Raw genomic sequence first — 26,520 nt, 5'->3', positions numbered from 1 at the left:
GAGAAGGTTTTTTTAATAGTTAAGTTATTTTTAATATTATTAATTTTTTTTGGTTTTAAACTCCTATTTAGTTTAGAAAAAATGGATTGATTAATTATTTTTATATAAGTAAATAAATGTAATTAATGATAAAAAAATTTTAAATTGAATTGAAGAAATAAAAATATCATAAATCGTATTGATAAATTAAGTGTTTATTTTGAATAAAATGGCTAAATATTTAACATTTATTTAATTAGATTTTTTACAAAAATACGTCGTAAATTTTTTAGAAAACAATTTTGTACAAATAAAAAATATTTTAAAGTTTATTTTTTATATAATATATTCATCAAATATATGTAGAAATAAGCATAACATATGAATGAAATTTAAAAATAAATCAATTAAAAATTATCATAATTTTTTAGAGAAAACTAATAATGAGTACTACTTTATTTAGAAACTTTCGATTTGAAGCTGCACATAAGTTACCTTATGTTAAAAAAGAACATAAATGCTATTTTTTGCATGGTCATTCTTTTTTAGTTCGTATATATGTAAAAGGTAAAATTAATGAAGAGACAGGTATGGTAATTGATTATGATGAAATAGATAATGCATTTAAACCTATTAGATTGCAGTTAAATCATTCTTATCTCAATGTAATAAAGGGCTTAGAAAATCCTACTGTAGAAATATTATCTAGATGGATTTGGAAAAAATTAAAACCTCGGTTAAATGCATTATATTTAGTTAAAATTAATGAAACTTTTGAATCTGGATGTATTTATAAAGAATAAAAAACATTAAGGAATCATCAAATATTTTTGTATTTGTATTGATAATCTCCAGTTTTTTATTAAGCATAATTTAATACAAAGTTCAGTAGCTTTTTTATTTTGATCAACAGGTTGTAAAAAAATTAATTTAGATTTAAGATCATTTTTTGAATTTTTTAAAAGAATTTCTAATTCGGATATGTCAGTATTTTTTAACACAGGATATTTAATTTCATTGGCTCTAAGAATAGAGTTTTTGATTATTTTATTAGAAAAATTTATTTTAGGAGATACTGTTACCCAGGTTTTTTTAGAACAATAAATAGTATACGTTCCACTAGTTTCAATCTGACAGGAATATCCCATTTTTTCTAGTTTTTTAGTAAGAAAAGTAAGATTAAAAATACAAGGTTCGCCGCCTGTTATAACTATATGGTTTGATTTCCATCGACGTTTTTGAATGATATTAATGATGTCAAAGACATTAAAAAAAGCCCAATTTTTCGTTGATTTTTTTTTGTTAATTACATTTTCAGTATCAGTTTCATTTTGTTTTAATAAATTCCATGTATATTTAGTATCGCACCAACTACAATGAATAGGACAACCTTGTATTCGGATAAAAATAGAAGGTTGTCCGGCATAGAATCCTTCTCCTTGTATAGTTTCGTATATTTCATTAATTGGATATTTCATTAGTCTAATTTTTATCCTAAATAAATAATAAGTTAAAAAAAATATAAAAATAAATTAATTTATTTTTATAAAAAACTGCTATTTATATTAAATAAATAGCAGAACGGCATGTCTATTTTAAATAAAAAATGTTTTTTAAAAAAAACTTTTTATTTCTTCTTCAATTCTAATAAGACGATTGTACTTACAAGTTCTTTCAGAACGACATATTGAACCCGTTTTAATTTGTCCTGAAGAGGTTCCTACAGATAAATCAGCAATAGTCGTATCTTCTGTTTCTCCAGAACGATGTGAAATAATCGCTTTATAGTTAGAGCTTTTAGCTAATTGTATTGTTTTTATCGTTTCAGATAATGTTCCAATTTGATTCAATTTAATTAAAATAGCATTAGCTACTTTATTCTCAATTCCTTTTTTTAGTATTTTTTGATTAGTAACGAATATATCATCACCCACAAGTTGAATTGAGTTCCCTAATTTTTTAGTTTGATATTTAAATCCTTCCCAATCATTTTCATCTTGTCCATCTTCAATAGAAGAAATGCAATAAAGATCAGTTAAATTTTTTAAATAGTTTGTAAATTCAAAAGAATTAAACTCTTTTTTTTCTTTTTTTAAATAATACTTTTTTGTATCTTGGTTATATAATTCAGAAGCAGCACAATCAATTGCTATTGTTACATCTGTTCCAACTTTATATCCGGATTTTCTTATTGCCTTTTGAATTATATTTAAAGCATCTTCATTAGATTTTAAATTTGGAGCATATCCTCCTTCATCTCCTACGGATGTACTGAGCGAATGTGATTTTAATATTTTTCCTAAATTATGAAAAATTTCTGCTCCTATTTGAATAGCATGCTTAATATTTTTAGTTTTTTTAGGTTGTATCATAAATTCTTGAATATCAATATTATTATTGGCATGTTTTCCTCCATTAATAATGTTTATCATAGGCATAGGCATTAAATATTCTTTGGGAGTGTTATTAATCTCAGATATATATTGATAAAATGGAATTTTTCTTTCAATGGCTGTAGCTTTAGCTATTGCTAGAGAAATAGATAGAATTGTATTTGCACCTAATTTAGATTTATTTTCTGTTCCATCTAATTGAATTAATAAATCATCCATTTCTTCTTGGTTTCTAGCATCTTTATCATAAATTTTTTTAGAAATTAAAGAGTTACCAATTAATACTGCTTTTTTTACCCCCTTACCTAAAAAGTATTTCTGATCATTATCTCTTAATTCCATAGCTTCCTTAGAACCAGTTGAAGCACCAGAAGGAACGGAAGCTATTCCAATTGCTCCTCCTTCTAAATGTATTTCTGATTCAATTGTTGGAAATCCTCTAGAATCTATTATTTCTCTACAGATAGTTTTTTTTATTTTGTACATTTTTTTCCTTTAATAAAATTTAAAATTAATTTTCATTTTTTTTAGAAAAATTCTTTTTATATATTTTAGCAGCTTTTATAAAACCTTTGAATAGAGGGTGTCCCTTTCTTGGATTTGAAGTAAATTCAGGATGAAATTGACAAGCTATAAACCAAGGATGATTTAATAATTCGACTATTTCAACTAAATTTTTATTTTTGGATCTTCCAGATACAATCAATCCTAGTTTTTCTATTTTTTTTAAAAGTAAATTGTTAACTTCATATCTATGTCTATGTCTTTCAGACACTGTTTTATTTTTATACATTTTGTAAGTTAAACTATTTTTTTTGATGACACATATATGAGAACCTAATCTCATAGTTCCACCTAAATTATTTTTTTTAAAACCTTTTTTTTCTTTTTTTTCCCATTCTTTAATTAAAGCTATTATTGGATATTTGCAATTAGGTTGGAATTCTGTTGAATTAGCGGATTGAAGACCTATTATATTTCTTGTGAATTCAATGACAGCTAATTGCATGCCTAAACAAATTCCAAAATAGGGAATTTTATTTTCTCTTGCAAAACGAATTGAAAGCAGCATTCCTTCTATACCCCGGTTTCCAAATCCTCCGGGAATTAAAATTCCATCTAATTTTTTTAAAATAGCATTTTTTTTATTTTTAACAATCTTTTCAGAATTAATTAATTTAATAATAATTTTTACTTTATTTTTAAGTCCTCCATGCTTAATGGCTTCTATTACAGATTTATATGCATCTGGTAATATAGTATATTTTCCAATAATTCCAATGGTAATTGTTCCAGAAGATTGGTTTTCTTCTTTAATAACTATATCCCAAGATGACAAGTCAGCTGAAGGGACATGAAGATTAAAATATCTGCATATATATTCATCCAGTCCTTGTAATTGTAAAATTTTTGGTATTTTATAAATAGAATCTACATCTATTAAAGAAATAACTGCTTCTTTTGGAACATTGCAAAACAAAGCTATTTTTTTTCTTTCAGTTTTAGATATTCCCTTTTTTGATCGACAGATCAATATATCAGGTTGGATTCCTGTAGATAATAATTCTTTTACAGAATGTTGAGTAGGTTTTGTTTTTATTTCATTAGAAGTAGAGATGTAAGGTAATAAAGTTAAGTGTATGTATAAAACATTTTTTTTCTTTACATCTATGGATATTTGTCTAATTGCTTCTAAAAATGGAAGTGATTCTATATCTCCAACAGTACCACCTATTTCTACAATAGTAATATCATTTTTTTTTGATAAAAGAACAATTCTTTTTTTTATTATATCTGTTATATGGGGAATAATTTGAATAGTAGAACCAAGATAATCTCCTCTTCTTTCTTTTTTTAGTACTTCAGCATATACACTTCCTGTTGTAAAGTTATTTAAACTAGTCATTTTATTTTTTATAAAACGTTCATAATGACCTAAATCTAAATCTGTTTCAGCACCGTCTTTTGTAACAAATACTTCTCCATGTTGAATAGGACTTATAGTTCCTGGATCAACATTAATATAAGGATCTAGTTTTATAATTGTCGTTTTAAGAGTTCTTTCCTCAAGAATTGATCCCAGCGAACCTGCTGTAATTCCTTTTCCTAATGAAGAAACAACTCCACCAGTTATAAATATATAATACTTATTCATTTTTTACCAGGAGTATAAAATATATCGCATGAATGGAATAACATAGATAGGAATAATATAATATCTTAGAAAATATTTAATAGCAATTATTAACTTTTATTTAAATGATTGAAAATAATATAAAAAATGTATAAATCAATCATTTTTTTAAACTAAAGTTTCCATTTGTTTTTTAATGAAACAATTCTATTAAACATTAATAACTTATTATTTGTTGTTTTGTTAGTGTTATAAAAGTAACCTTCTCTTTCAAATTGATAGGTATTAAATTTTTCATTTTTTGTAATATTGTTATTAACAAACCCATTTTTAACAATTAATGATTTTTTGTTAATGTAATTTAAAAAATCTTTTTTAAGGTCGGGAAATTTAACGGTAAATATAGGATTATATAAAAAAAATTTTGCTGGAAATGCATCTTTTTTTGAAATCCAGTGAATGATACCATTATTTTTTTTCATATTAGGTTTTTTTTCATATGTACAAAAAATACTATCAATTTTTTCATTTTTATCTTTTTTAATTGCTATTGCTTTTATTATTAAACTGTATCTTAATTTTACTGTTTTTCCAAGTATTAATCGCTTATATCCAGGAATATAAGTTTCGGAAAAATCTGATTTATCGATGTATATCTCTTTACTTAAAGTAATTTTATTCATTCCCATAGAGCTATTTTTAGGATGGTATGGAACAAGAATTTTTTCTTCATAATTTTTAGATATGTTGGTTATAATTAATTTTATAGGATCGATAATTGCCATAGTTCTAGGTGTATTTTTTTCTAAGTCATTTCTGATGCAATTTTCTAATAAATCTAATTCTATATAATGTTCTTTTTTGGTAAAACCTATTTTTTTACAAAATTCTTTAATAGAATTAGGAGTATATCCTCTGTTTTTTAAACCTGAAATAGTTGGCATTCTAGGATCGTCCCATCCTGAAACAATTTTTTTTTGAACTAATATAGATAACTTTCTTTTAGATAAAATAGAATATTCTAAATTTAATCTAGAATATTCATATTGAATTGGTGTATTTTTAAGATTTATATTTTTTAAAATCCATTCATATAACATTTTATTTTCTTGAAATTCAAGAGTACATAGAGAATGAGTTACTCCTTCTAACGAATCAGAAATACAATGTGAGAAGTCATATAGAGGATATATGCACCATTTTTTTTTGGTTTGATGATGTTTTATAAACATTATTCTATATAGAACTGGATCTCTCATAATGATTAGAGGAGATTGCATATTAATTTTTGCTCTTAAACAAGCTTCTCCTTCTGAGAAATAACCAGATTTCATTTTTTTAAAAAGTGCTATATTTTCTTCAATTGTTTGATTTCTAAAAGGACTATTTTTACCTGGGGTAGTTAATGTTCCTCTATATTTTTTTATTTCTTCTTTGTTTAATCTATCTACATAAGCCAGGTTTTTTTTAATTAAAATAATTGCACATTCATAAATTTTTTCGAAATTTTGAGAAGTAAAGAATATTTTTTCCCATTTAAAACCTAGCCATTTTACATTGGATTTGATAGTATTTATATACTCGATACTTTCTTTTTTAGGATTAGTATCATCAAATCTTAAATTGCAAATTCCGTTATATTCGGCAGCAATGCTAAAGTTTAAGTAAATAGATTTAGCATGTCCAATATGTAAAAAACCATTAGGTTCAGGAGGGAATCTAGTTTGTATTCGAGTAAATTTTTTACTTTTTAAATCTTTCGATACTATTTTTTGAATAAAGTTTAAATAGGATTTTTTTTTAGAAATATTTTTTTTCATTTTTATTTTTTTATTTTTGAGTAATTATATTATAATATAAAATATATAACAGTTTTTACAGGTTTATTTTAGTAATATTTCATGATATATTAATAATATTAGTAATGATGTAGATATTTTTATCTAAAATAATTTTTTTGAATGGGAATAATACAGTATTTATAACATATAAAAGAAGGAAGGCTATGTAGCTCAGAATGGTTAGAGCACAGCACTCATAACGCTGGGGTCATGGGTTCAAGTCCCATCGTAGCCAATATTTTTTTAGTTAAGAAAAAATTTAATATAAAAAAAATTAGCGGAAGTGGCGAAATAGGTAGACGCACCAGATTTAGGTTCTGGCACTTAAAAGTTTGCGAGTTCAAGTCTCGCCTTCCGTACAAAAATAAGTTTTGAAATTTTTGGGGTATAGCCAAGTGGAAAGGCACCGGTTTTTGATACCGGCATTCCCTGGTTCGAATCCAGGTACCCCAGAAAAAGTATTAAAAAATGATTTTCTGATTTTTTATTTTTATTAAAGTTAATGGGGTATAGCCAAGTGGAAAGGCACCGGTTTTTGATACCGGCATTCCCTGGTTCGAATCCAGGTACCCCAGAAAAAGTATTAAAAAATGATTTTCTGATTTTTTATTTTTAAGCAGGGTTTAAAAATAATGACAACAAATCAATTAAAAAAAAAAGCTGCTTTAGAAGCAATAAAATATATTAGAACTAATTCAGTTGTTGGAATTGGAACTGGATCCACTGTTTCTTATTTTATTCAGGCATTAAGTACTATCAAAAAAAAAATATTCGGAGTAATTTCAAGTTCATCTTCTTCTTCTAAGAAAATTAAAAAATACGGACTAAAAATTTTAGATCTAAATAAAGTTGATTCTCCTATTACGTATGTAGACGGTGCAGATGAAATTAATTTTGAGTTACAAATGATTAAAGGCGGTGGAGCTGCTTTAACTAAAGAAAAGATAATAGCAGCCTCTTCCAGTCAATTTATTTGCATAGTTGATGAATCTAAACAAGTAAAAGTTTTAGGAAATTTTCCACTACCTGTAGAAATTATACCTATGTCTTATTCTTATATTAAAAAAAAGGTAATTGAATTAGGAGGGGTTCCAAAATTAAGAAAAAATTTAATTACAGATAACGGTAATATTATTTTAGACATTTATGGTTTAAAAATATTAAATCCTATTTTTTTAGAAGATAAAATTAATTCTTTTCCAGGAGTAGTTACAGTAGGATTGTTTTCTAAAATAAAAGCAAATATTGTAATTATTGGAACTAAATCAGGAGTAAAAACAGTGTTTAATCAAATGTCATAAAAATTTATAATTTGGTGTTTTAGAATAAAATGATTCATTTTGTAACTTATACATGGTTTCTATTTTATAAATAGAGTTTTTTAAAAAAATTTATATTTAAAATATTTTCATGAAAAATAATGTAATTCGAAAAAATATTAGAATTAAAAGAAGAAATCTTAATCAAAAAATAAAAATAGATGCTGCTATAAAAGTTGCTAATTTGGTATTTAATTTCATAAAAGTTAAAAACATTCAAAATGTGGCTTTGTTTCATTCATTTGACGGAGAGATAGATACATTTCCTTTAGCTAATTTACTTTGGAAAAACAATAAAAAAGTTTTTTTACCTAAAATAAATTCTTTTTTTAAAAGAACAATTTATTTTTTAAAATATAAAAGAAATACCAATTTAAAATTAAATAAATTTAATATTTTTGAACCTGAAAAAATAAGTAAAAGAAAGTTTTTTATTGATGATTTAGAGATGATTTTAGTTCCATTAGTAGCATTTGATAAAGATGGAAACAGATTAGGGATGGGATTTGGTTTTTATGATCTTTTATTAAGAAATTGGAAAAAAAAAAAATTATACCTGTAGGTATAGCTTATAATTTTCAATTAGTTAAAGAAATACAAATTAATTCCTTAGATATTCCATTGCCTTATATCGTTACTCCTAAAAAAATTTGGTATTGGAATAAAAATTATTATTAGATGAATATTTTATTCTTTTTCATATTTATAAAGTAAAATAGCTACAGCAGCTATAGAACTGGTTTCAGAACGTAATGTCCTTTTTCCTAAAGATACATTTATAAATCCATATTTTTTTTTTAAATTTTCAATTTCTTTTTTTGAAAACCCCGATTCAGATCCAATTATAATATTTATTTTTTTTTGAAACAATTTTAAAGAACTTATTTTTTTTTTTGCACAAGGGTCAAAAATTAAATTTAATTCATTAACATTTATTTTTTTGCACCATAAGTTTATTCTTTCAGGAAAATTTATTTTAGGAACAATATTTCTTTTACATTGTAAACAAGAAGATATAGCTATTTTAGTCCATCGTTTTTGTTTAATTGATAATTCATTATTATCATTCTTTTTATGATAGTTGGTAGGCAATAAGGGTGTAATAGAATTGACTCCTAGTTCAGTAGATTTTTGAATTACAAAATTCATTTTTTTTTGATTTAAAATAATAGGAGCAAGGTGTATTTTAATAGAAGATTCTAAGTTTTTTTTTTCTTTTTTTTCTATGTATACATGGATTGAATTATTTTCAATTTTAGTTATTTTTCCTGTAAAAACACAATTTGTATTGTTAACAATTTTGATTTTTTCATTTATTTTCATTCTTAAAACATTTTTACAATAATGAATATTTTCTTTTGTTAAAAGTACATTTTGTTTTTCTTTAATTTTCCTTTCGTAGAAAATTCTATGTTTTTTTTTTTCATATTTTTGATTTTATAAAATCCAATTTGTTAAAAAATTTAATTTTTGTTTAAAAAAAATTTATATAGAAAATAACAATTATTTTTTAATATAAAATATATTAATTTTTAAAATTTATTATATTTTTTTTACTTAATTCAAGTTTATATTTAAATATTTTTTAGATATTTTCTGAAATTGATAATATCATTATTTTTAATTTCTTTTTGATTTCTTTTTGATTTTATTTTTTCTTTCAAAAAAAAATTTTTGTTAAGAATCTTAAATTTTTTTTGTTTTAGTTGAGATTTATAATTTTTGGATAGAATAATCCCGGTCTTTTTAAATCCGTTTTGAACTATAAAATTTAAAATTTTAGAAGAATAAGTTAAATTTGGATTTTTTAAATATTGTAACAAAATTTTACAGGTTTTCTGATAAGGATTGTTTAAGGTGTTTAAATCAAAAATTTTTGCTATTTTTTTAAATTCTTTAAATAAAGAAAAAGCAATTTTTTTAAAACAAGTTTTTTTATCTGAATTTAATAATCTTATTTTTTTGTTTGGTTTTCTTCCCTCTAGATTAATTTTTTCCCAATTTTCATTTAATTTTATTAATTCGGAATTCGTTAGATTAGGAGATTCATTAAATAAACACCATAATATAAATATATCCAAAAAAAATATTTGTATTTTATTAATTCCAATTGAAGAAAATGGATTAATATCAAGTGCTCTTATTTCTAAGTATTCAATCCCGTTTTCTTTAAGAGAATCAACAAAAGGGATTTTATTTTTTATTTTACATTTTGGTCTTATATAAGCATAGAATTCGTTTTCCATTTGTAAAATATTGGTGTTAATTTGTTGAAAATTTCCTTTTTTATCGAACAGATTCATTTTTTTAAACTTTTTTGAAGGTGTTTTAATTCCATATTTTACTGCGCTTAAATATTCATTTAAATTATTAAATGTTAAAGGCAAACTTCGAATTGATTCATTTGAATGGCCTAGTTCACTTAATCTTAATGAGGTGGCCCAGGGTAAATATTCTATATCTTTACTTGTTTTAGTTTTTGAAAAGATACTTTCTTTTTTATGAATTAAAAAATTTTTGTATATTGCTGGAGAAGCACCAAAAAAATAAGGAATTATCCATCCAAATTGATAAAAATTTCTTACTATATGTAAGTATTTATCAGAAATTATTTTTTTTTCTTTTTGTTTTTTTTCTCTTCCTATCCATTGTCTCCAAAATTTTATTGGCATTGAAAAATTATAATGTATACCAGATACTAGATTCATTGCAAGACCATAACGAGTTTGCAATCCCTTTCTATATAAAGTTTTAATTTTCCCAAAATTTGAATTTCCATATTGAGCTAATAGAACGCGATCTTTTTTTTCTTTAAAACAAGGCATACTTAGTGGCCAAAGGTATTCATCGTTAATATTTTTGGAAACATAACTATGTATATCAATTAGTATATCAAGTAATTGATTTATATCGTTGCATTTTGGCGTAACAAGTTCTAATAAATTTTCAGAAAAATCAGTAGTAATTGAGGAGTGAGTTAGTGGGTATCCTAGATTCTTTGGATGTTGAGATAATGAAAAATTTCCATTTTTTTTAATTCTAATTGCTTCTCTTTCAATTCCTCTAGATATACCATTTAATAGAATTCTATTTTTTTTTAACCAATTTAATTTTTTAGAAATATTTGAGATCAACATTCAACCCTTATATAGAATATATTTGATTAAAAAAAATACTTTTTTTGAAATGTTTTTCAGAAATAAAAGCATCCTGCATCCGGAAGGATTCGAACCTCCGACCGCTCGGTTCGTAGCCGAGTACTCTGTCCAACTGAGCTACGGATGCATTTTTATGTATTTATAAGACAGCGGAGAGAGAGGGATTCGAACCCTCGATGTAATAGTATTATACATACTCCCTTAGCAGGGGAGCGCCTTCAGCCGCTCGGCCATCTCTCCAAATTTTTTTAATTAAAAAATTTCCTTTGTAACTTGTATCTTACTTTTTTTAAATTATAAGTCAAACATTTTTTATTTATAGTGTTTTTTTAAGAAATAGAATAAATTTAATTTAATTTAATTGCGCCCAGTATAATTAAAGTATAGCAAGGCGCAATTATTCTTAATAAGAAGATGTTTGTGTTTTTTCTGATTGAATTCTTCGATAAATTTCTTCTCTGTGAACAGAAACTTTTTTTGGAGCATTGACACCAATTCTAACTTGATTTCCTTTAACTCCTAACACAGTAACTGTGACTTCATCTCCAATAATTAATGATTCCCCAACTCGACGAGTTAGAATTAACATTCTATGCTCCTAAAAAAAATAAAATAAAGTAAGTAATCCAATCTTATTTATGGACTCATTTAAAAATATGCTATAAATTAAAATTATAAAATAATATTTTCACAGTTTTTTATATAAGTTTCTTCTTAAATAAGAAAAGATTTTTTAAATAAAGGTAATATTCAATTATATATTAATATATTGGTATATAAAAATTTATTATGTTTATTTGTAACTTTAATTATTTTGCTTAAGAACAGATAAAATCCAATTTTTAACTTCTTTTATAAAAAGATTATTATTTTTGGGGTTTGTTCCTCCACCTTGTGCGCTTTTTTCATTTCCTCCTCCTTTTCCATTTATTTTTTTAGTTATAAAATTTATTATTTTTAACGCTGAAATTAATGTTTTTGACACATTTGTAACATTGACTAAAATAGAAATTTTTTTATTTTTCTTGTTAGTTAATATAACTATAAATGAACTTAAATGATTTTTAAAATAATTAATTAAATTTTTTATGAAACTTAATTCTCTTTCTTGAAATTGATAAATAATTAACCTAGTAGTATCAATTAGTATACCCTTTTTAAGTATTTTTTTAGCTATTTCTTTAATTTCATATTTTTCAAATTTTTTATTTATTGATTTAAAATATAAATGTTTATTTGATAAAAAATTAATTTTTTTAATTATTTCTTCTTCTTTTTCTTTTAAAATTGTTTTTATTTGATTAAGAATAGATTCTTTTTTTTGAATTAATAGCAATGCTTTATTTTTTGTAACCGCTTCTATTCGATGAATGTTAGAAGCAATACTATTACAGGAAGTAATTTTTAATATTCCAATTTCTTTGGTTTTTTTGACATGAGTTCCAGCACATAATTCATGAGAAAAGTTATCTATGGACAAAACTCTTACTTTTGTATCGTATTTTTTATTCTCTAAAAAAATGATATTTCTTTTTTTCGCTTCTTCAAAATAAATTATTTTAAATTTAACTTTTAAATTTTCCCAAATTTTATTATTTATTATTTTTTCAATTTTTCTTATTTTTTTTTCAGAAATAGATCCCGGATATAAGAAATCAAAACGAAAATATTCTTGAGTTATTAGTGATCCTTTTTGTATAATATTTTGATTTAAAGCAATTTTTAATGCACTATGCAATAAATGAGTAGCGGAATGATTTATTTCTATTGCCTTTCTTTTTTTAATATTAATTTTAGCTTTGACAATAGAATTATTTTGTATTGTTCCTTTAATCAATTTTCCAAAGTGAATGATTACCGATCCATTTTTTTTGGTGTCTTCAACCAAAAAATTAAAACATTCGTTATATATTTCTCCGGAGTCTCCAATTTGTCCCCCAGATTCAGCGTAAAAAGGAGTTTCTTTTAAAACTAAAACAATTTTTTCGCTTTTAGATTGAGTTTTTTCAACATTAATTTCATTTAAAAATATACCTAATATAGTTGTTGTAATTTCTTTTTTTTCATAACCTAAAAAAATGGTAGGTTTTATTTTAGACATTAGGTAGTTTTTAATAAAAGAAAATTTATTTGATTTTTTTGATTTCTTTTTTTGATTTTCCATTAATTTATTAAAATTCTGATAATCTAATATTATTTTTTTTTCTTTACAAATTTCATCTATTAGATCCACCGGAAAACCGTACGTGTCATGTAATTTAAAAACAATTTCTCCGGGAAGAACATTATTGTTTATTTTAAGAATATTTTTATTTAGTATGATAATTCCTTTTTTTAGTATTTTTAAAAATTGAATTTCTTCTGATTTTAATATTTTTTTTATTTTTTTTTCTTCTTTTATAAATTTACAACCAGAATTTTCTATTAATTTAATTAAATAAGGTATTATTTTATATAAAAATGCATTTTTTATTCCAATTTTTAATCCATGGCGTAAAGCTCTTCTAATTAATCTTCTAAGTACATATCCTCTTCCCTCGTTAGAAGGCTGAATTCCATTGGAAATGATATATAAACTAGTTCTTATATGGTCAGCTATTATGTAAAGTGATTGGTTGTTCAAATCTTGAATATTATAAGTATTTGATAAATAAAAAATTAATTTTTTAAACAAGTCAATTTTATAGTTTGAATTTTTTTTTTGTAAAATTGAAGTGATTCTTTCTAATCCCATCCCAGTGTCAACAGATTTGTAAGGTAAATCAATTATAGTTCCATTTGAAAGAAGGTTGAATTGAATAAATACAATATTCCATATTTCTATATATTTGTCGTTATTAAAAAAATTTTTTTTATTTAAAGCAGTTTTTTCAGTATTAAAAAAAATTTCAGTGCAGGGCCCGCATGGTCCACTAGATCCCATTTTCCAGAAATTTTCAGATAAAAATATTTTTTCTTTTTTTTCTATTCGGATAATTTGTGAGAGAGGCATTTTGATGATGTTTTTCCAAACATCATATGTTTCTTCATCGGAGTCATGAACAGTTACTATTAGTTTTTCAGCAGGTAAATTAAACCATTTATTTGATGTTAAAAGTTCCCAAGCGTATTTTATAGCTTCTTTTTTAAAATATTCTCCAAAACTAAAATTTCCAAGCATTTCAAAAAAAGTATTATGATAAGGAGTAAAACCTACATTATTAAGATCATTGTGTTTTCCTCCTGTACGTAAACAATTTTGAACAGTAGCTATTTTTTTATGAGTTATTTTTTCTTTTCCTAAAAAAACATCTTTAAATTGGTTCATTCCAGCATTAGTAAATAGTAAAGAGGAATCATTTTTCGGAATAATTGAACTTCCAGAAATAATAGTATGATCTTTTTTTTTAAAAAATTCTAAAAACATTGCTCGTATATCGTTAATGCTTTTTTTCATATTTTCCTTTTTAAGTAAATTTAATTTTTAATTGTAAAAAACAAAAAAAATTGCTTTTTATTTTATAATAATAAAATATTAAGTTTGTTAAATTTTGTCAATTTTAGTTAATTAATATACATTTAAAAAAAATTTATAAATATGTTATATACTATTACTTATAGTAGTTAAATTTTTATAAATAAAATTATGAATAAATTTTTAAAATTTGAAAAGAAATTTTCTTTTATGTGTTTTTTAAACACTCGATTAGATCAAGCGATAACAAAATTTTTTAAATCATATTCTCGAACTTACTTAAAAAAATGCATTTTATCAAATCAAGTTTTTATTAATAATAAAAAAGTTAATATTCCTAAGAAGAAAATATATTATGGAGATTTGATTACTGTATTTTTTTTTAAATCAAATGAAGTGGAAATTTTAGATAAAAACATTCCATTAAATATTATTTATGAAGATGAGCATCTTCTTATTTTAAATAAACAAACAAATATGGTAGTTCATCCAGGCGCTGGTAATAAAAATGGAACAATATTTAACGCTTTGTTACATAATAATAAAATTTTTAAAAATATACCTCGATCTGGAATAGTTCATCGATTGGATAAAGATACTACTGGTTTGATGGTAATAGCAAAAAGTTTGATTGTATATAAAAAATTAAAAAATTTATTTAAATCAAGAGACATTCATCGAGAATATGAAGCTATTATTATAGGAAACGTAATTTCAGGAGGAGTAATTAGTGCTCCAATTTCAAGAAATATTTATAAAAGAACGAAAATGGCAGTAAATAAAAATGGAAAATCAGCTGTTACCTATTATAAAATAATTGAAAATTTTAATGATTTTACTCACGTTAAAGTTAAGTTAAATTCTGGAAGAACACATCAAATCAGAGTTCATATGTCGTATATTAGACATCCTTTAGTTGGAGATCAAATTTATGGAGGAAAAAAATTTTTAAAAAAAGGAATTGATTCCATTATTTTGAATAAAATAAAAAATTTTCCGAGACAAGCATTACATGCAAAAAAGTTATCTTTTTTTCATCCAATCAAAAATACATTTATGAGTTGGAAAACAAATTTGCCTAAAGATATAGCTAATTTAATTGAATTTTTAAAATTTTTTAATAAATAAAAATATAAATCTTTTACGTATTTAAAATAATAGATTTTTTTAATTCCTTAATTTAAAAAAAAATTATTTTTTATTAGAAAAATTTGATAATCTTTTTATAGCTGTTTTTAATGCCCAACAATATCCATCTGTTCCAAAACCGGTAATTACGCCTTGAGATATATCCGATAACCAAGAGTTAGATCTAAAATTTTCTCTAGCATGAATATTTGAAATGTGAACTTCAATAAAAGGAATATTTACTGCTAATAAAGCATCTCGAATTGCTATACTTGTATGTGTGAATGCTGCTGGATTAATAATTATATAATTAATTTTTTTTTTTGATTTATGTATTTTTTCAATAATAGAATGTTCTGCATTAGATTGATAATGATATAAATTTGCATTTAATGCTAATGCTTTTTTATTTAGTAAATGTGTTAGTTCTTCTAACGTTGTATTTCCATATTTTTTAGGTTCTCTAGTTCCTAATAAATTTAAATTAGGTCCATTTAATATCAAAAGATTAAATTTTTTTTTCATATTTTTTATGTTGTTTTAAAAGTTAAAAAAGTAGTTAATGTTTATTATTAAAGTTTTTTTGATGAAAGTAGACAACTTTACCAATTAATTATATAGATGACATCTTTTTTTAAAAAAATATAGAAAAATTTTTTTTTAAAAGGTATTTAATATCTATTCAAATTTTTTTAAATTTATATTTAATTATAACAAAAATTATTTTTTTTTATATATCTTAAATATAAAAAATATAATTTTTTAATTTAAAATAAACGCAATAAGTGAGAGAAAAATGTTAAATGTTGTTTCTAAAAATTTATTATTCAATAACAATATTAATTATCAAGATTTATTTAATATTTTAAGTGATATTTTCGAAAAAAAAGTTGATTATACTGATTTATATTTTCAGTCTAAATTAAAGGAATCATGGATATTAGAAGATAGAATTATAAAAAATGGGATATATTTGTTTGATCAAGGAATTGGAATACGAACAATTAAAAGAAATACGACTTTTTTTTCTTATGTAGACACCATTAATTTAGAAGGATTAAAAAATAGTGCAGATATTATTATTAATACTTTGAAAAACCCTTCATATAAAAAAATATATAATTTTTCTCCCGAAAAAATAAAAAAAAGATATCCCTCTGAAAATCCTATCGATCAAAAGAACACTAATGAAAAAATTGAAATTTTATATTACATTGACAAAATTGCTAGAAAAATCGATAGACGAGTAACTAAAGTTAATGCAGTTTTAACTGGAATTCATGAAGAAGTTTTAATTTCTTCTTCTTCAGGAGTTTTAGTTTCAGATATACGTCCATTAATACATCTTTCCATTACTATATTAGTAGAAGAAAATGGAAATCGTGAAAAGGGATACAGTGGTGGAGGAAGTAGAGGAAATTATGATTTTTTTTTAGAGAAAGATACATTAGGAAATAATAGAGTATTTAATTGGATACATGAAGCAGTTAATTCAGCTCTGATCAATCTTTCTGCTAAATTAGCTCCGGCAGGATCATTACCAGTAGTATTGGGATCAGGTTGGCCAGGAGTTTTATTACATGAAGCTGTTGGACATGGATTAGAAGGAGATTTTAATCGAAAAGGAACTTCAGTTTTTTCAAAAAAAATCGGCAAGAAAGTGGCGTCTAAGTTATGCACTGTTATAGATGATGCTACTTTACTTAATTTAAGAGGGTCATTATCTGTTGATGATGAAGGGGTTCCTGGACAATCCAATATCCTAATTAAAGATGGAGTATTAAAAAAATATATGTTAGATAAATTTAATGCTCAGTTAATGGGTTTAGAAAGTACAGGTAATGGAAGAAGAGAATCATATTCGCATTTACCGATGCCTAGAATGACAAACACTTATATGTTGCCAGGAACTTCTGAACCTGACGATATTATTAATAGTGTTGATTATGGAGTTTATGCAAAAAATTTTTCGGGAGGTCAAGTAGATATAACGTCTGGAAAATTTGTTTTTTCTACTTCTGAAGCATATTTAATTAAAAAAGGGAAAATAAAAGAAGCTATCAAAGGTGCTATGATAATAGGATCAGGTATTGAAGTAATGCAAAGTATTTCTATGGTAGGTAATGATTTAAAAATGGACTCAGGAACGGGAACATGTTCAAAAGATGGACAAAATATTCCAGTTGGAGTTGGATTACCGACAATTAAAATAAAAAAATTAACAATAGGAGGAATTAATTAATTTTTTTTATTAAATATAAAAAATTGATGTTTATCTTTGAAAGCATACGATGTATATATTATGTATGCTTTCAAAATTTTATTTTTTATAAATAAAAAGTTAGTTTATTCGTTCTTTAATACGAGCTGATTTTCCTATTCTACTTCGTAAATAATATAATTTAGATTTTTTCACAAATCCCTTTCTTTGAACAATAATTTTTTCAATTATAGGAGAATGAGTAGGAAATACTCTTTCAATCCCTTCATTATTAGATATTTTACGTAATGTAAAACTAGAATTCAAATTTCTTTTTCGAATAGCTATTACTATTCCTTCAAAAGATTGTAATCTTTTTTTAGAACCTTCTACTACCCATACTTCTACTTTAAGAGTATCTCCAGGTCTAAAGTTAGGTATGTTTTTTTTAAGTTGAGATTCTTCTATTTTTTGAATAATTTTATGCATTTTATTTTTTTTTTTTGTAAGTATAGATATAGTTTACAACAATTTTATTCAATTAGATTTTTTTTTTATATTTATTTTGGTATTCCAGAAGAAGTTTTTTTTCTTCCTTAGTTAGTGTTATGTTCTTTAATAAATCTGGTCTTTTTTTCCATGTCTTTCCAAGAGAATGCTTTAATTTCCATTTTTTTATTTTAGCGTGATTTCCAGACAACAAAATATCGGGAACATTGTAATTTAAGAATTTTTTTGGTCGAGTATATTGAGAATGTTCTAATAAATTTTTAGAAAAAGAATCTTCTTCAGCCGATTGAATTTTTCCTAAAACACCAGGTATAACTCTAACTAGACAGTCTATTAGTACCATTGCTGGTAATTCTCCTCCGCTAAGAATGTAATCTCCTATTGACCATTCTTCGTCTACACAATTTTTGATTAATCTTTCATCTATTCCTTTGTACCTTCCACATACTAGAATTAAATTTCTATTTAAGGACAATTTCAAAATGTCCTTTTGATTCATTTTTTTTCCTTGAGGAGACAAATAAATTATTTTAGTTTTATTTTTAATAAAACATTTAGCAGCTTGGATAGCTAAATAGATAGGTTCTATGTTCATAATCATTCCAACTCCTCCTCCATAAGGATAATCGTCTACAGATCTATTTTTTTTCTTACTATAATCTCTTGGATTCCAGAAATTTATTTGTAATATAGTTTTTTTAATAGCTTTATTTATAATTCCAAATTTGATAATCGATGAAAACATTTCTGGGAAAATAGTTATGATTCCAAACCAAATTTTTTTTTTATTTTTTGTTTTCAAACATGATAGTCCCAGTCAACTAAAACATAATTTTTCATAATGTTAACTTCTTTAATGATTTTATCTTCAATAAAAGGAATAAAAAGAGTAGGTTTAAAACTTCTTGAAATATCTTCAATTATCAAAATATCGTAAAAATTATTATCAATTAAATTTATTATTTTACCTATTTTTTCTTTTTTTAAGTTAAAAACAGATATTCCAATCATTTGATTCCAATAATATTCATTTTTTTTTAAAACAGGTAATTGACTTTTATTTATCCAAATATTTTCATTAGTCAAAATTTTTATCTTTTCTCGATCAGAAAAATTTTTAAATTTTACTAAAAAATTATTTTTTATTTTTTTAAAACAAATTACCAAAATTTTTTCAAAAAATTTAGGTTTTATAAACCAAGGAAAATATTTAAAAATATTTTCCTTTTTTTCGGTATAGGAAAAAATTTTAATAAATCCTTTTATTCCATAAGGTGATCCAATTCGACCTACTATCAAAAAAGAATTTATATTTTTTTTATTCATAAAATTTTATTTTTTTAGGAATTTTTTTGGTTAATTATATATTTTACTCTTTCTGATAATTGAGCACCTTGTTTTTTCCAATAAGTTAACCTTTCTAAATTAATATTAGCATTTTTTTCTTTATTATTATGAATCGGATCAAAGAAACCAATTTTTTCAATAAATTTCCCATTTCTTGATTTTCGACTATCTGTAATAACTATTTGATAAAATGGCTTTTTTTTAGCCCCATTTCGAATTAATCTAATTTTAACCACAGTTTTTATTCTCTATCTTTAGTAAATATTTTAATTATATCATATCTTTTTTTTAGAAGAAAATATTCATTTTTTAACAAAAATATGTTTATTAATATTTAATTAATGAATTAAATAATTTTTTATATTTTTCCAAATATTATGAATTCCATTTTTTTTAATTTTTTTGATCATTCTTTTCATGATTTCAAATTGTTTGAGTAATTTGTTTATATCCTGTACACTTGTTCCTGAACCATTAGCAATTCTTTTTTTTCTAGATCCTTTAATGATATTAGGTGTTTTTTTTTCTTTTTTTGTCATAGAGTTAATAATATTTTTCATTTTTAATAATGTGTTTTCGTTTATTTCTTGAATGTTTCCAACATTAGGAATATTTGTTTTATTTGGAAAATTTTTAATAAAAGATTTTACACCATCTATTTTTTGAATTTTATCAATTTGATTATAAAAGTCATTCAAATCAAATTTAGGGTTTTTAGCTATATTTTCGTTAAACAATGGTTTTTTGGAATGAATGATTTTTTTTTCAACATTTTTAATAAATGAAATGACATTTTTCATTCCTAAAATTCTTTCGGCTATTTTTTCGGGTAAAAAAGGCTGTAAATCATTTAGTTTTTCTCCTGTTCCTATAAACTTAATTGGTTTTTTAGTTGAAAATCTAGCTGATAGAGCTATTCCTCCTCTAGAATCTCCGTCAATTTTTGTTATAATAATTCCTGATATTGATAGAAGATCATTAAATGTTTTTGATATATTCATTCCTTCTTGTCCTGTCATAGCGTCTAATACCAATAATGTTTCAATTGGAGATATAGTTTCTTTAATTTGAATAATTTCATTCATCATTTCTTTATCTATATGAAGTCTTCCTGCTGTATCTATTAATAATACTTCATAAAAATTTTTTTTTGCATATTCTAAAGATTTTCGAGCTATGTCAATTGGTTTTTCATCTATGGAAGTAAAGAAAAAATCAACATTTATTTCTTTTGATAAAGTATGTAACTGTTGAATAGCAGCAGGTCGGTATATATCTAAAGAAGTTATAAGTATTTTTTTTTTGTATTTTTTTTTAATAAATTTTGCTAATTTTCCTACAGTAGTAGTTTTTCCTGTCCCTTGTAAACCAACTAAAAAAAATATTGCGGGAGGTTGAACAGAAAAATTTAATTCATCATTTTTTTTACCCATTATTTCAATTAGTTCATTTTTAATAATCTTTATAAATTCTTGTCCAGGAGTTAAATTGATATTAATTTTTTGACCAATAGATTTTTTTAGTACTGAATTAATAAAAGTTTTAATAACTGATAAAGAAACATCAGCTTCTAATAGTGTTTTTCTAATTTCTCTTAAAGCATCAGTAATATTTTCTTTAGTCAATCTTCCTTTGCTTCTAATCTTATTTAAAATAAAAGACAATTTTTTACTTAAATTTTCGAACATTTCTTTCTCCAATTTTATTTAAAATAATTTATGTTAAAATTTATAATTTTCGACAAATTAAATACTAGCATGTAATAAGTTTTAAATAGATTAATCATAAAAAATATTTTTGAACAAAGTATAATTCTTTATATTGATTTATAAGTTCCTACGATTTTAAAATCTTTTACAAAAATTTTAATTTTTTGAAAAAATTTTTCTATTTGAAAATTTTTCAAATCAGATTTAATATCTAAAAACATTTTTTTTTCTTTTGAAGAATTTTGAAAACAAAATAATTCAAATTTGTTAACGATAATATTGTGTTCTTCTAATAACGAAAACAAAGATATAAAATAATAAGATTTATTCTTTATAATGAATGTTATCATTATTTTCTCAAAAAAAATGTTTAAACTTAAAGGTTTTTTTTTAGAAAGAACAACAAATTTGGTAAAATTATTAATTTTGTTAGAAATATTTTTTTTTATAATTTTTAAATTGTAAATATTAGCTCCTATAGGACTTCCTATAGCTGCTATGTTGTTTAGATTTAAAGAAGAAACTTGCTTCATGGCTATTGCTGTACTTTCAACATATTTTTTTGCCCAATTAGAGAATAGAGAAATAAATTTTTTACATTGTTTAAACGGTTGAGAATGACTGTAAATCGTTTCAATTTTATTAAGAGAAGCAGTAGATATACCTAATAAACAATGTTCAATGGGAATCGAAAATTTTTCAATAACCAACAGGTTATATTGACTCAATAAATTATAAATTTCAGAAATAGGTCCAGTACAACTATTTTCTATAGGAACAATACCGATATCAGAATAATTGTTCTCTACATTTTGAAATACTTTTTTGAAATTAGAACAATTTTTTTTTAATAATTTTTTGTTTTTTTTTGTCTCGTATTCGAGGGTAGCATTATAAGAATAAGATCCTTTAGGTCCTAGAAAAGATGCAGATAAATTTTTATTTGATGATTTTTTTGTTTTTTCTAAAAGTTTTTTTTGTATTGATATTGATTGATTAATTATAATGTTAAATATATCCGAAATATATTTTTCTTTAATTCCATATTTTTGTCCTGTGTTGATCAATTGTTTGATCATATTTTTTTCTCTATTTTTATCTTTTATCGAATGATTAATAGCTAATTTTATTTTAGCTATTTTTATTGTTAAAGATTGTCTTTTTGATAATAAAATTATTAATTTTTTATTTATTAAATTAATTTTATTTCGTATCGTTAATAATGGATCGTTTGAATTCATATTCTATTACTCTTAATATGTTAGTTAAAAAGAAAATTTTTTACGATATTTTATATATTAAAATTAAAAAAAATTTATGAAAATATTTTGGTTAATTTTTTTATTTAAATATTCTTTAAAAATTAAATTTTGTAGATAAACAAAATCTACATTTTTATATAGATATAAATTTGAGTAAAAAAATATATTTATTAAAAGTAGTAATTATTATAATTTTTATAAAAAATTAGTTATTATTATATAATAAAAATGTATTTTTTTTGAATTTTTATTAATTTTTATTAATCTTAGGTATTTTATGAAAACTTATTTAGTTAAAAAAGAAAATTATTCTCCTGATTGGTATGTTGTAGATGCTTCAAATAAAATTTTAGGAAGATTTGCTAGTCAAATTTCCAAATTACTTAGAGGAAAGCATAAAGAAATTTATACTCCTAATGTGGATACTGGTGATTATGTAATTATATTGAATGCAAATAAAATAAAAATAACAGGAAATAAATATGAAAATAAAATCTATTATAATCATACAGGTTATGTTGGAGGAATAAAGAAAAAAAGTTTTAAACAGGTAATGTCTATTAATCCGTCAAAAATATTAAAAAATGCAATTAAGGGAATGTTACCTAAAGGGGTTTTAGGAAGGGGTATGTTAAAAAAATTAAAAGTCTATAATGAAAGTCAACATAGACATATAGCTCAAAATCCAAAAAAATTAATGATTTAATTAAGGAAAAAAGATGAGTGGAGAAAAAAATTATTATAGTACAGGTAGAAGAAAAAGTTCTTCAGCGAGAGTTTTTTTAAAAAAAGGAACAGGAAATATAACAATTAATAATTTTTCTTTAAAAAAATATTTTGGTAGAAAAACGTCATGTATGGTAGTTTTACAACCTTTAAATTTAATTAATATGGAAAATAAATTTGATCTTTATATTACTGTTAAAGGCGGAGGAATTTCAGGACAAGCTGGGGCTATTCGACAAGGCATTACCAAAGCATTAATTGTTTATGATAATTTATTTAGAATAGAGTTGAGAAAAGCGGGGTTTGTAACGAGAGATTCTCGAAAAGTTGAACGAAAGAAAGTAGGTTTTAGAAAGTCTAGAAGACGTCCTCAATTTTCTAAAAGATAGTCTAAATTGTTTAATAATCTAATCTTCTTTGATTAGATTATTAAATTATCTTATAGGCATTTTATGAATATACAAAAATATACACGATTAAACTTATTGTTTTAAAGTTTTCTTTTCGAGAAAACTATAAATATCGAAACAAAGAGATTTAATGTTTTTTTTATCAAAACAAGAAATAAAATAAATTTTATTTTCTTTTTTAAAATTTTTAGTAATCTTTTTTTTTATATAATATAAATTATTTTGATTTAATAAATCAGTTTTATTTAAAATCAACCATCTAGGTTTATTATATAGTTTTAAACTATATTTTTTTAATTCAGTTGTAATGACTTTGATGTTTTTAATAGGATCAGAGTTATCAGTAGGAAAAAGATCAACGATATGTAATAAAATTTTGCACTTTTCTAAATGTTTTAGAAATTCGAAACCTAATCCTGATCCATTAGAAGCATTTTTTATTAAACCCGGAATATCTGCGATGGAAAAAGTTTTTTTTTCTTCAACCATTACTTGTCCTAAAATTGGTTTAATAGTGGTGAAAGGATAATCTGCTATTTTTGTTTTGGCTTTAGAAACTTGGCTAACAAAGGTTGATTTTCCAGCATTAGGTAAACCTAGTGTTCCTACATCAGCTAATAGTCTAAGTTCTAAAGTAATTTTTCTGTTTTCTCCTAATGTACCTAATGTTCTTTTTCTAGGTGTTCTATTTACAGATGATTTAAATCTAGAATTCCCAATACCTCGCCATCCTCCTTTAGCAATTAATATTTTTTGTTGATGTAATTTAAGATCGGTGATAATTTCACTAGTTTCATCGTTGATGATTCTAGTTCCTATAGGGACATCAAGATATATATCAGGAGCTGTTTTTCCAGAGCAGTTTTTTCCTTTTCCATTTTCACCATTTTTTGCTAAAAAAGTTTTTTTAAATCTGTATTCAACAAGAGTATTTAGATTTCTATCTGCAATAATCCAAATGTTTCCTCCATTTCCTCCATCACCGCCATTAGGGCCTCCTTTAGGAATGTATTTTTCTCTTCTAAAACTTATACATCCATTTCCTCCATTACCTGCAATAACATGAATAGTAGCTATATCAATGAATTTCATTTTTTTAAATAATTTTATTATAAAAACGTGAACGTTATTTCAATAATTTTTAGTTTTAAATGTATTAATTATTAAAATTGTAAATTCAACTTAAATAAAAATTTAATTTTTAAAAATTAATTTTTAATAAGTTAAATATTTAGGTAAAAAGGTTTTTTTTAAACTAATTTAAAATGCTTACAAATTTTCTTTTTTTTAAACCTTTAGTTTCAAATTTCACTATTCCACTTTTGATAGCAAAAATAGTATGATCTTTTCCGCAAGAAACATTTTTCCCAGGATGAAATTTAGTTCCTCTTTGACGTACTATGATACTTCCAGCTAATATAAATTCTCCTCCAAAACGTTTTATACCCAGTCTCTGGGAATGAGAATCTCTTCCATTTCTAGTAGAACCACCTGCTTTTTTATGTGCCATTTTTGATATCTCTTTCCGGATAATGTATATTTAAAATTTTTATATCGGTGAAAAATTGTCGGTGTCCTTGTTTTTTTTTGTAATGTTTTCTACGATTAAATTTGATTATATTAATTTTTTTAGATTTCCCATGACGCAAAATATTAGCTTCAATTGTACTTCCTAAAATATTAGGAGAACCTATTTTAATTGTTGAAGTGTCAGTAATAAGTAAAATGTTTTTGAAAATGATATTATTTCCGGCAGAAATGTTTAATTTTTCTATTCGAATTATCTGTCCGACATTTACTTTATATTGTTTCCCCCCGGTTTTAAAAACTGCATGCATATATTACTCCAATTATATTAAAAATATTTAAATATATAAATTGTTTTTTTATATATATAAAAAATTATTTGATAATTAATTATATATTAATTTTTTTAATTAAAATACAGATTTTCGTTTTAATAAATTTAATTCTATTTAAAATATTTGAATATTTTTATTTTTTAGTGAGTACAAAAAATAATTTTATTTAAATTAATTGTTTTTAAGTAATATAATATTTGTTCTAAGAACATTAAATTTTTTGTTAAGTTTTCACATTTTTTTGATATAAAAACTTTATTAATTAAGGAAGTTTATTTAGCAATATAACTAACTAAAACTAAATTAGCCGATAATTTAAAATCTGTTGTTATTAATTTTGAATAAAATAGTTTTTAATTTCTAAAAATATCATTTTTTTATTTTTAATGATGATGTTTGAACCCATTTTGATTAATTTAAATATACAAAGAAATTTGTTCTTAAACATAGTTTCAGTTATCTTGCTTTTTCCTAAAGATGTTATATTTAATAAAGTGAAATTTACTTATAGATCAGTTGGAAACTCACTTAGAATGCGCGAGGCAATATTAATACTGACTAAATTTGGTCTTTTTTCTTTCATGTTTAAGGTAATTTCAGTCTTTTTTAATATTGATTTTATCTCCTGTTTTATTTAAAATTTCTAAAGTTTTTTAAAATAAAAAAGGATTAGTTTTATGATATATAATACATCCTCTTTAAATTGAACTAGTTATTTAAAAAAGTTCCCGTTTCCATTCATTTTATCAGTAGATATTCTCTAATTTTTTCTCATTAGATAGCATACCTTTTGAATGAATGTTTTTCATTTCAACTTCTATAATTTTTGCATTTCAATAATTTAGAAAATTAGTAATACGCTGTATTTAAAGTTCTTAAGTAGCACAATTAATTACGGATATTTATTTTACTAAAACAGTAATACTAACAATGACACCAGTAGTTTTGATACTGTTTTTTTTAAAGTAATTTTATTTTCTATAAATTTTTTAGATATTTTTTCTAAAATATATTCATATTTTAATTGTAATGAAAACTTTCATTTTTTTAATGTAATTGAATAAAAATCTATGAGTTTTTTTTAATTT

The 26,520-nt window shown here is 23.2% G+C and carries 26 protein-coding genes and 6 tRNA genes; 12 read left to right on the top strand and 20 right to left on the bottom strand.

Annotated features, from left to right (window positions below; translation table 11 throughout):
- The first annotated feature begins 422 nt into the window (after window positions 1–422).
- The gene (locus RJT62_RS01725) at window positions 423–782 is read left to right on the top strand and encodes a 6-pyruvoyl trahydropterin synthase family protein (protein WP_343153380.1); all 360 of its coding nucleotides are present in this window, start codon (window positions 423–425) and stop codon (window positions 780–782) included.
- A 6-nt stretch (window positions 783–788) separates the two neighbouring features.
- Here RJT62_RS01725 and queE read toward each other — a convergent pair whose 3' ends face one another.
- The 4 genes from queE to RJT62_RS01705 all read right to left on the bottom strand — a co-directional run bounded on the left by queE (window position 789) and on the right by RJT62_RS01705 (window position 6,326).
- On the bottom strand, window positions 789–1,457 hold the full coding sequence (gene queE / locus RJT62_RS01720; protein WP_343153379.1) for a 7-carboxy-7-deazaguanine synthase QueE: 669 nt from the start codon (window positions 1,455–1,457) through the stop codon (window positions 789–791).
- A gap of 135 nt (window positions 1,458–1,592) precedes the next feature.
- Window positions 1,593–2,858 carry a phosphopyruvate hydratase gene (eno, locus tag RJT62_RS01715; RefSeq protein ID WP_343153377.1) on the bottom strand — a complete coding sequence of 422 codons (1,266 nt, stop codon included), beginning with the start codon at window positions 2,856–2,858 and terminating at the stop codon, window positions 1,593–1,595.
- A gap of 25 nt (window positions 2,859–2,883) precedes the next feature.
- Window positions 2,884–4,527, bottom strand: coding sequence for a CTP synthase (locus tag RJT62_RS01710; RefSeq protein WP_343153376.1), 1,644 nt, complete (start codon window positions 4,525–4,527; stop codon window positions 2,884–2,886).
- A gap of 152 nt (window positions 4,528–4,679) precedes the next feature.
- A complete protein-coding gene (locus tag RJT62_RS01705) occupies window positions 4,680–6,326 on the bottom strand; it encodes a glutamine--tRNA ligase/YqeY domain fusion protein (RefSeq protein WP_428994285.1) in 1,647 nt (548 codons plus the stop codon).
- 181 nt (window positions 6,327–6,507) lie between these two features.
- Between RJT62_RS01705 and RJT62_RS01700 the strand changes: the two genes are divergently transcribed.
- The 7 genes from RJT62_RS01700 to RJT62_RS01670 all read left to right on the top strand — a co-directional run bounded on the left by RJT62_RS01700 (window position 6,508) and on the right by RJT62_RS01670 (window position 8,344).
- Window positions 6,508–6,582 (top strand) — tRNA-Met (locus tag RJT62_RS01700).
- Between the two features lie 42 nt (window positions 6,583–6,624).
- Window positions 6,625–6,706: transfer RNA gene (locus RJT62_RS01695), tRNA-Leu, on the top strand.
- Between the two features lie 22 nt (window positions 6,707–6,728).
- Window positions 6,729–6,800, top strand: a tRNA-Gln gene (locus RJT62_RS01690).
- A gap of 50 nt (window positions 6,801–6,850) precedes the next feature.
- Window positions 6,851–6,922, top strand: a tRNA-Gln gene (locus tag RJT62_RS01685).
- A gap of 57 nt (window positions 6,923–6,979) precedes the next feature.
- The gene (gene rpiA / locus RJT62_RS01680) at window positions 6,980–7,648 is read left to right on the top strand and encodes a ribose-5-phosphate isomerase RpiA (RefSeq protein WP_343153374.1); all 669 of its coding nucleotides are present in this window, start codon (window positions 6,980–6,982) and stop codon (window positions 7,646–7,648) included.
- Between the two features lie 109 nt (window positions 7,649–7,757).
- Window positions 7,758–8,228 (top strand): 5-formyltetrahydrofolate cyclo-ligase, encoded by a 471-nt coding sequence (locus tag RJT62_RS01675; RefSeq protein ID WP_343153372.1) that lies wholly within the window; start codon window positions 7,758–7,760, stop codon window positions 8,226–8,228.
- Window positions 8,201–8,344 (top strand): hypothetical protein, encoded by a 144-nt coding sequence (locus RJT62_RS01670; RefSeq protein WP_343153370.1) that lies wholly within the window; start codon window positions 8,201–8,203, stop codon window positions 8,342–8,344. Before RJT62_RS01675 ends, RJT62_RS01670 begins: the two co-directional genes overlap by 28 nt.
- A gap of 9 nt (window positions 8,345–8,353) precedes the next feature.
- Here RJT62_RS01670 and RJT62_RS01665 read toward each other — a convergent pair whose 3' ends face one another.
- The 6 genes from RJT62_RS01665 to alaS form a co-directional block, all read right to left on the bottom strand.
- The gene (locus RJT62_RS01665; protein WP_343153964.1) at window positions 8,354–9,055 is read right to left on the bottom strand and encodes a 16S rRNA (uracil(1498)-N(3))-methyltransferase; all 702 of its coding nucleotides are present in this window, start codon (window positions 9,053–9,055) and stop codon (window positions 8,354–8,356) included.
- Between the two features lie 185 nt (window positions 9,056–9,240).
- The gene (gene gshA / locus RJT62_RS01660; protein WP_343153368.1) at window positions 9,241–10,803 is read right to left on the bottom strand and encodes a glutamate--cysteine ligase; all 1,563 of its coding nucleotides are present in this window, start codon (window positions 10,801–10,803) and stop codon (window positions 9,241–9,243) included.
- A 74-nt stretch (window positions 10,804–10,877) separates the two neighbouring features.
- Window positions 10,878–10,951: transfer RNA gene (locus tag RJT62_RS01655), tRNA-Arg, on the bottom strand.
- A gap of 23 nt (window positions 10,952–10,974) precedes the next feature.
- Window positions 10,975–11,064 (bottom strand) — tRNA-Ser (locus tag RJT62_RS01650).
- 163 nt (window positions 11,065–11,227) lie between these two features.
- Window positions 11,228–11,413, bottom strand: a complete 186-nt coding sequence (gene csrA, locus RJT62_RS01645; RefSeq protein ID WP_343153366.1) for a carbon storage regulator CsrA — start codon at window positions 11,411–11,413, stop codon at window positions 11,228–11,230.
- Between the two features lie 216 nt (window positions 11,414–11,629).
- The gene (gene alaS, locus RJT62_RS01640; RefSeq protein ID WP_343153364.1) at window positions 11,630–14,260 is read right to left on the bottom strand and encodes an alanine--tRNA ligase; all 2,631 of its coding nucleotides are present in this window, start codon (window positions 14,258–14,260) and stop codon (window positions 11,630–11,632) included.
- Between the two features lie 228 nt (window positions 14,261–14,488).
- Between alaS and rluD the strand changes: the two genes are divergently transcribed.
- Window positions 14,489–15,406 carry a 23S rRNA pseudouridine(1911/1915/1917) synthase RluD gene (gene rluD / locus RJT62_RS01635; protein WP_343153362.1) on the top strand — a complete coding sequence of 306 codons (918 nt, stop codon included), beginning with the start codon at window positions 14,489–14,491 and terminating at the stop codon, window positions 15,404–15,406.
- Between the two features lie 63 nt (window positions 15,407–15,469).
- Here rluD and aroQ read toward each other — a convergent pair whose 3' ends face one another.
- Window positions 15,470–15,931: a type II 3-dehydroquinate dehydratase gene (gene aroQ / locus RJT62_RS01630; RefSeq protein WP_343153360.1), complete on the bottom strand. Its 462-nt coding sequence runs from the start codon at window positions 15,929–15,931 to the stop codon at window positions 15,470–15,472.
- Window positions 15,932–16,202: 271 nt separating this feature from the next.
- Here aroQ and tldD point away from each other — a divergent pair, with 271 nt between their 5' ends.
- Window positions 16,203–17,648 (top strand): metalloprotease TldD, encoded by a 1,446-nt coding sequence (tldD, locus tag RJT62_RS01625; protein WP_343153358.1) that lies wholly within the window; start codon window positions 16,203–16,205, stop codon window positions 17,646–17,648.
- Window positions 17,649–17,747: 99 nt separating this feature from the next.
- On the opposite strand, the gene rplS is transcribed toward tldD, so the two are convergent.
- The 6 genes from rplS to RJT62_RS01595 all read right to left on the bottom strand — a co-directional run bounded on the left by rplS (window position 17,748) and on the right by RJT62_RS01595 (window position 22,413).
- Complete coding sequence (gene rplS, locus RJT62_RS01620) at window positions 17,748–18,095, bottom strand: 50S ribosomal protein L19 (RefSeq protein ID WP_343153356.1); 348 nt, start codon at window positions 18,093–18,095, stop codon at window positions 17,748–17,750.
- Between the two features lie 52 nt (window positions 18,096–18,147).
- Entirely contained in the window at window positions 18,148–18,894 is a 747-nt protein-coding gene (trmD, locus tag RJT62_RS01615) for a tRNA (guanosine(37)-N1)-methyltransferase TrmD (protein ID WP_343153963.1), read from the bottom strand.
- A gap of 20 nt (window positions 18,895–18,914) precedes the next feature.
- The gene (gene rimM, locus RJT62_RS01610) at window positions 18,915–19,442 is read right to left on the bottom strand and encodes a ribosome maturation factor RimM (RefSeq protein WP_343153354.1); all 528 of its coding nucleotides are present in this window, start codon (window positions 19,440–19,442) and stop codon (window positions 18,915–18,917) included.
- 14 nt (window positions 19,443–19,456) lie between these two features.
- The gene (gene rpsP / locus RJT62_RS01605) at window positions 19,457–19,699 is read right to left on the bottom strand and encodes a 30S ribosomal protein S16 (protein WP_343153352.1); all 243 of its coding nucleotides are present in this window, start codon (window positions 19,697–19,699) and stop codon (window positions 19,457–19,459) included.
- A gap of 102 nt (window positions 19,700–19,801) precedes the next feature.
- On the bottom strand, window positions 19,802–21,151 hold the full coding sequence (gene ffh, locus RJT62_RS01600) for a signal recognition particle protein (protein WP_343153350.1): 1,350 nt from the start codon (window positions 21,149–21,151) through the stop codon (window positions 19,802–19,804).
- Between the two features lie 128 nt (window positions 21,152–21,279).
- A complete protein-coding gene (locus RJT62_RS01595; protein WP_343153349.1) occupies window positions 21,280–22,413 on the bottom strand; it encodes a prephenate dehydratase domain-containing protein in 1,134 nt (377 codons plus the stop codon).
- Window positions 22,414–22,711: 298 nt separating this feature from the next.
- On the opposite strand from RJT62_RS01595, the gene rplM reads away from it, so the two are divergent.
- Both rplM and rpsI read left to right on the top strand, forming a co-directional pair.
- Entirely contained in the window at window positions 22,712–23,140 is a 429-nt protein-coding gene (gene rplM / locus RJT62_RS01590; RefSeq protein ID WP_343153347.1) for a 50S ribosomal protein L13, read from the top strand.
- Window positions 23,141–23,153: 13 nt separating this feature from the next.
- Window positions 23,154–23,549: a 30S ribosomal protein S9 gene (gene rpsI, locus RJT62_RS01585; protein WP_343153345.1), complete on the top strand. Its 396-nt coding sequence runs from the start codon at window positions 23,154–23,156 to the stop codon at window positions 23,547–23,549.
- 93 nt (window positions 23,550–23,642) lie between these two features.
- Here the strand turns inward: rpsI and cgtA are convergent, their stop codons facing one another.
- From cgtA to rplU, 3 genes are all read right to left on the bottom strand, one after another.
- Window positions 23,643–24,662 (bottom strand): Obg family GTPase CgtA, encoded by a 1,020-nt coding sequence (gene cgtA / locus RJT62_RS01580; protein WP_343153344.1) that lies wholly within the window; start codon window positions 24,660–24,662, stop codon window positions 23,643–23,645.
- A 163-nt stretch (window positions 24,663–24,825) separates the two neighbouring features.
- On the bottom strand, window positions 24,826–25,080 hold the full coding sequence (gene rpmA / locus RJT62_RS01575) for a 50S ribosomal protein L27 (protein WP_343153342.1): 255 nt from the start codon (window positions 25,078–25,080) through the stop codon (window positions 24,826–24,828).
- Window positions 25,070–25,408 (bottom strand): 50S ribosomal protein L21, encoded by a 339-nt coding sequence (rplU, locus tag RJT62_RS01570; protein ID WP_343153341.1) that lies wholly within the window; start codon window positions 25,406–25,408, stop codon window positions 25,070–25,072. The genes rpmA and rplU overlap by 11 nt, the downstream gene beginning before the upstream one ends.
- Window positions 25,409–26,520: the final 1,112 nt, after the last annotated feature.

Source organism: Buchnera aphidicola (Mindarus keteleerifoliae) (assembly GCF_039392895.1).
In the GTDB taxonomy this organism is placed as follows: domain Bacteria; phylum Pseudomonadota; class Gammaproteobacteria; order Enterobacterales; family Enterobacteriaceae; genus Buchnera_A; species Buchnera_A aphidicola_A.
This window is presented reverse-complemented; position numbering and strand designations above follow the sequence as displayed.